Source organism: Paenisporosarcina sp. P4_E4_2, from assembly GCF_056401595.1.
Genome location: NZ_JBFUJC010000250.1, coordinates 1 through 4,646 on the forward strand (window position 1 = coordinate 1; position 4,646 = coordinate 4,646).

The window sequence follows — 4,646 nt, forward strand, 5'->3', positions numbered from 1 at the left end:
GTCCTCAAACATCATTTGTCATTGGAGCAAGCGATGGAGTGCTTTCAAACATAGGTGTGAATGCGATTGGTAAAGGGGAAGTGGCCGTTACAATCGGTACTAGTGGAGCCATCCGTACGGTCATTGACCATCCACAAACAGATGAAAAGGGACGCATCTTCTGCTACGCATTGACTGAAAAACATTGGGTCATTGGCGGGCCTGTAAATAATGGAGGTATGGTGCTTCGATGGATCCGAGATGAATTTGCCTCTGCAGAAGTGGAGACAGCGAAAAGACTTGGCATTGATCCATATGAAGTGTTAACCAAAATAGCAGAACGTGTAAGACCAGGTGCAGATGGTTTGCTGTTCCATCCATACTTGGCAGGTGAACGTGCACCGTTATGGAATCCTGACGTTAGAGGTTCATTTTTCGGACTGACGATGTCCCATAAAAAAGAACATATGATTCGGGCTGCCCTAGAAGGTGTAATTTATAATCTTTACACCGTATTTTTGGCATTGCTTGAAGTGATGGATGAACCGGTCGTTCGAATTCAGGCAACTGGTGGTTTCGCAAGATCAGATGTTTGGCGCCAAATGATGGCAGATATATTCGATCTTGAAGTTGTTGTTCCGGAAAGTTATGAGAGTTCTTGTCTTGGGGCATGTATTTTAGGACTTTATGCTACAGGTGAAATTGACTCGTTTGATGTGGTTTCCGATATGATTGGCAGTACATTCAAGCACACTCCTATAGAATCCGATGTACAGGAATATAGAGAGCTGCTACCCATATTTATTAATTTGTCCAGAGTTTTGGAAAGAGAATATACAAGTATCGCTAAGTATCAAAGAAGGTTAATAAAAAATAATAACTAAGAAAATGGGGGTATTGTCATGCCGTTAATTATTGTTGCAATAGGGATTGTCTCGTTACTTATTTTGATCATGGGCTTTAAATTGAACACATTCGTTTCATTGATTATTGTTGCATTTGGGGTTGCATTAGCTTTAGGTATGCCGCTTGATAGCATTGTTGCATCCATTGAAGGTGGACTTGGCGGTACGCTTGGTCATTTGGCATTGATATTTGGACTGGGTGCTATGTTGGGAAGATTGATTGCTGATGCAGGTGGTGCACAACGCATCGCGATGACCCTGATTGATAAATTCGGGGAGAAAAGAATCCAATGGGCAGTGGTAGTGGCTTCATTCATTATCGGTGTCGCTTTGTTCTTCGAAGTAGGATTAGTGTTATTAATTCCAATCGTATTTTCAATTTCTAAGCAATTGAAAGTGTCCATTTTACACTTGGGAATTCCGATGGTAGCTGCGTTATCCGTAACACACGGCTTCTTGCCGCCGCATCCGGGCCCGACAGTTATTGCCGGTGAATACGGAGCGAATATCGGTGAAGTATTGCTATACGGCTTCATCATTGCGATCCCGACTGTAATTATAGCGGGACCTATATTTACGAAAATTGCACGACGAATCGTACCGAACTCATTCAATAAAACAGGTGATATCGCCTCACTTGGTGAACAAAAAACATTTAAGCTTGAAGAAACTCCTGGTTTCGGAATCAGTGTATTCACAGCTATGTTCCCGGTCATCCTAATGGCCATTGCAACAGTCATCACAATGGTGCAAAAAACAAATGGCATTGAAGATAACGCTGTATTTGCAACTGTTCGTTTTGTTGGGAATGCTTCAACAGCGATGCTTCTATCATTATTGCTAGCAGTATATACAATGGGATTGGCACGCAAAATCCCGATGAAATCCATCATGGATTCATGCTCTAGTGCCATTGCAAGTATAGGAATGATGCTACTGATTATCGGTGGTGGTGGTGCGTTTAAACAAGTGTTGATTGATGGTGGAGTCGGTGATTATGTAGCTRAATTGTTTAGTGACAGCACACTTTCCCCAATCATTCTTGCATGGGTTATTGCTGCCATTTTGCGTATTTCTTTAGGATCAGCAACTGTTGCTTCATTAACTACTGCAGGCTTGGTTATTCCGATGTTAGGTGCAACAGACGTCAACTTAGCGTTGGTAGTTCTAGCAACTGGTGCAGGTAGTTTAATAGCATCACATGTAAATGATGCTGGCTTCTGGATGTTTAAAGAATTCTTCGGTTTAACGTTAAAAGAAACGTTTGCAACATGGACATTGCTTGAGACCATTATTTCGGTATCGGGATTACTATTCATTCTATTGTTAAGTTTATTCGTATAAGAAGGGATTGGATTAGATATGAACAACACGATTGGTGWTTTAGGTCTCGGTGTAATGGGAAAGAGCATCGCGTTGAACATGGCTAGTAAAGGTGAAAAGGTAGCAGTCTATAACTATACGAGAGATTTAACGGACCTACTCTTGCAAGAAACAGAACAAGTGAATGGCTATTATAGTGTAGAAGAATTTGTTCAGTCTCTGCAATCTCCAAGAAAAGTGTTTCTTATGGTTACTGCAGGTGATATCGTAGATTCTGTCATTCAATCATTAGTACCTTATCTGGAACCGGGAGACATTATTATGGACGGCGGGAATTCTCATTTCGAAGACACGTTACGCCGATATGATGAATTGAAGTCCAAGGGAATCGACTATTTAGGCATAGGGGTTTCTGGTGGTGAAGAAGGAGCACTAAAAGGTCCTTCTATCATGCCTGGTGGAGATAAAGAAGTGTATGAAAAAGTGGCACCTATTCTGACTAAAATTGCCGCGCAAGTAGATGGAAAGGCTTGTTGTGCGTATATGGGGCCAAAAGGCGCTGGCCATTTTGTGAAAATGGTCCATAACGGTATTGAATATGCGGATATGCAGCTCATTGCGGAAGCGTATTCTTTCTTGAGAGAAAGACTTCATATACCTCTAGACGAAATTGCAGATATCTTTGAAACGTGGAACCATGGGGAATTAAAAAGCTACCTGGTTGAAATCACGTCGGATATTTTAAGAAAAGTGGATGAAAAAACAGGTTTGCCACTTGTGGATGTGATTCTAGATAAAACGGGACAAAAAGGGACAGGAAAATGGACGAGCGTGCAAGCCATCGACCATGGTATTCCTGTTACCATCATTGCGGAATCGCTATTTGCCCGCTACATTTCCCACCAGAAATCGGAAAGAGTTCATGCTTCAACCATATTAGCTGGGCCTAAACTGGCGAATGAAGATTTAGATCGGGAATTGTGGATTGAATACGTAAGACAAGCATTATATATGGGGAAAATTTGTGCTTATGCACAAGGGTTCGCCCAATATAAAATGACTTCAGTACTGAATGACTGGAACTTGCCGTTAAAAGATATCGCACTTATTTTCCGTGGTGGTTGCATTATTCGCGCTGAATTTTTAAACACAATCAGTGAAGCGTATGAAGAACAGTCAACGACAGATAATTTATTGATTGCTCCATACTTTGTTGGAAAAACGAAAGAATATCAAACAGGTATGAGAAAAGTTTTGGCTGAAAGCACGATGTCTGGCATGGCTTTCCCAGCGCTGAGTGCAGCGCTCGCCTACTATGATGGCTACCGAACGGGACAATCCAGCGCCAATCTATTACAAGCACAACGTGATTATTTCGGGGCACATACGTATGAACGTACGGATATGGAAGGCTCTTTTCACACGAATTGGAAATAAATAAGTTTAATAAGCAAGAGACGGCTGAAATTTTTTGTTCAGTCGTCTTTTTCTATATTTTGATTCAACTCGCTAATACTCCGATTGACAGTAGACCCAAGAGAACATCAGCAATCCAGCGATTTTATTGACTATTCCCAGATTGGGTTGTCCAATAAAAAAGAAAATCGTTGAAACGCCTCCCTTTCCGCGGGCGTTGCCTCAGCCTCCTCGCTTCGCTGCGGGGGGGTCTGCTAACGCCTATATCAGCATAATTCATTGCTACTGCAAAGACAGCAAGTTTTGGAGCTCTCCAAGCATTTCATCCCCTGGCTAGTCATTCTCATATATCTTTCCGATTCAAACCACCTGTGATATGATGACAGGATAATAAAGTGTGATTTTAATCAAGGGGTGTTTAATATGTATCCAGAGATACATAAGATCGATTTAGTGCAAACGGTATTAAAAAATTGGAAAGGCTTTTTCATCCCATATGAGATGGCATTATATGAGTTGAAGAGTGATTTCAATATTATTGATCTTGAATGGAAATCGAAACACGGATACTCTCCCATTGAGCATATGAAAACACGCTTGAAAACTATTATGTCATTGGTTGAGAAGATTGAAAATAAAGAAATACCGCTGACTCAAGAATCTATTAAACAAGAAATACGAGATATTGTTGGAGTCCGAATTGTCACTAGCTTTATTGATGATGTATATTTGCTGAAGGAACATATCGAGCAGCGTGAAGATATTCGCATGATTCGAGTAAAAGACTATATTAAAGAACCTAAAAAGAGTGGCTACAAAAGCCTTCATCTTGTTGTAGAAACGCAAGTCATCTTATCTAATGAAGTGATATGGGTTCCCGCGGAAATCCAAATCCGAACATCCGCTATGGATTTTTGGGCATCAACAGAACATAAACTCAACTATAAATATCAAGGTGAATCGATACCAGAAGAAGCTCAAAAACAATTAATTGAGCTATCCAATGCTTCCTCGTTACTGGAC

The 4,646-nt window shown here is 40.9% G+C and carries 4 protein-coding genes; all 4 read left to right on the plus strand.

Annotated features, from left to right (window positions below):
• A partial coding sequence (locus AC1DSB_RS14710; RefSeq protein ID WP_477586979.1) for an FGGY-family carbohydrate kinase occupies positions 1 to 863 on the plus strand: 863 nt, incomplete at its 5' end.
• 18 nt (positions 864 to 881) lie between these two features.
• Complete coding sequence (locus AC1DSB_RS14715; RefSeq protein ID WP_477586980.1) at positions 882 to 2,228, plus strand: GntP family permease; 1,347 nt, start codon at positions 882 to 884, stop codon at positions 2,226 to 2,228.
• Between the two features lie 18 nt (positions 2,229 to 2,246).
• Positions 2,247 to 3,644, plus strand: a complete 1,398-nt coding sequence (gnd, locus tag AC1DSB_RS14720; RefSeq protein WP_477586981.1) for a decarboxylating NADP(+)-dependent phosphogluconate dehydrogenase — start codon at positions 2,247 to 2,249, stop codon at positions 3,642 to 3,644.
• A 402-nt stretch (positions 3,645 to 4,046) separates the two neighbouring features.
• Positions 4,047 to 4,646: GTP pyrophosphokinase (locus AC1DSB_RS14725; protein WP_477586982.1), on the plus strand; the 600-nt coding region annotated here is incomplete at its 3' end.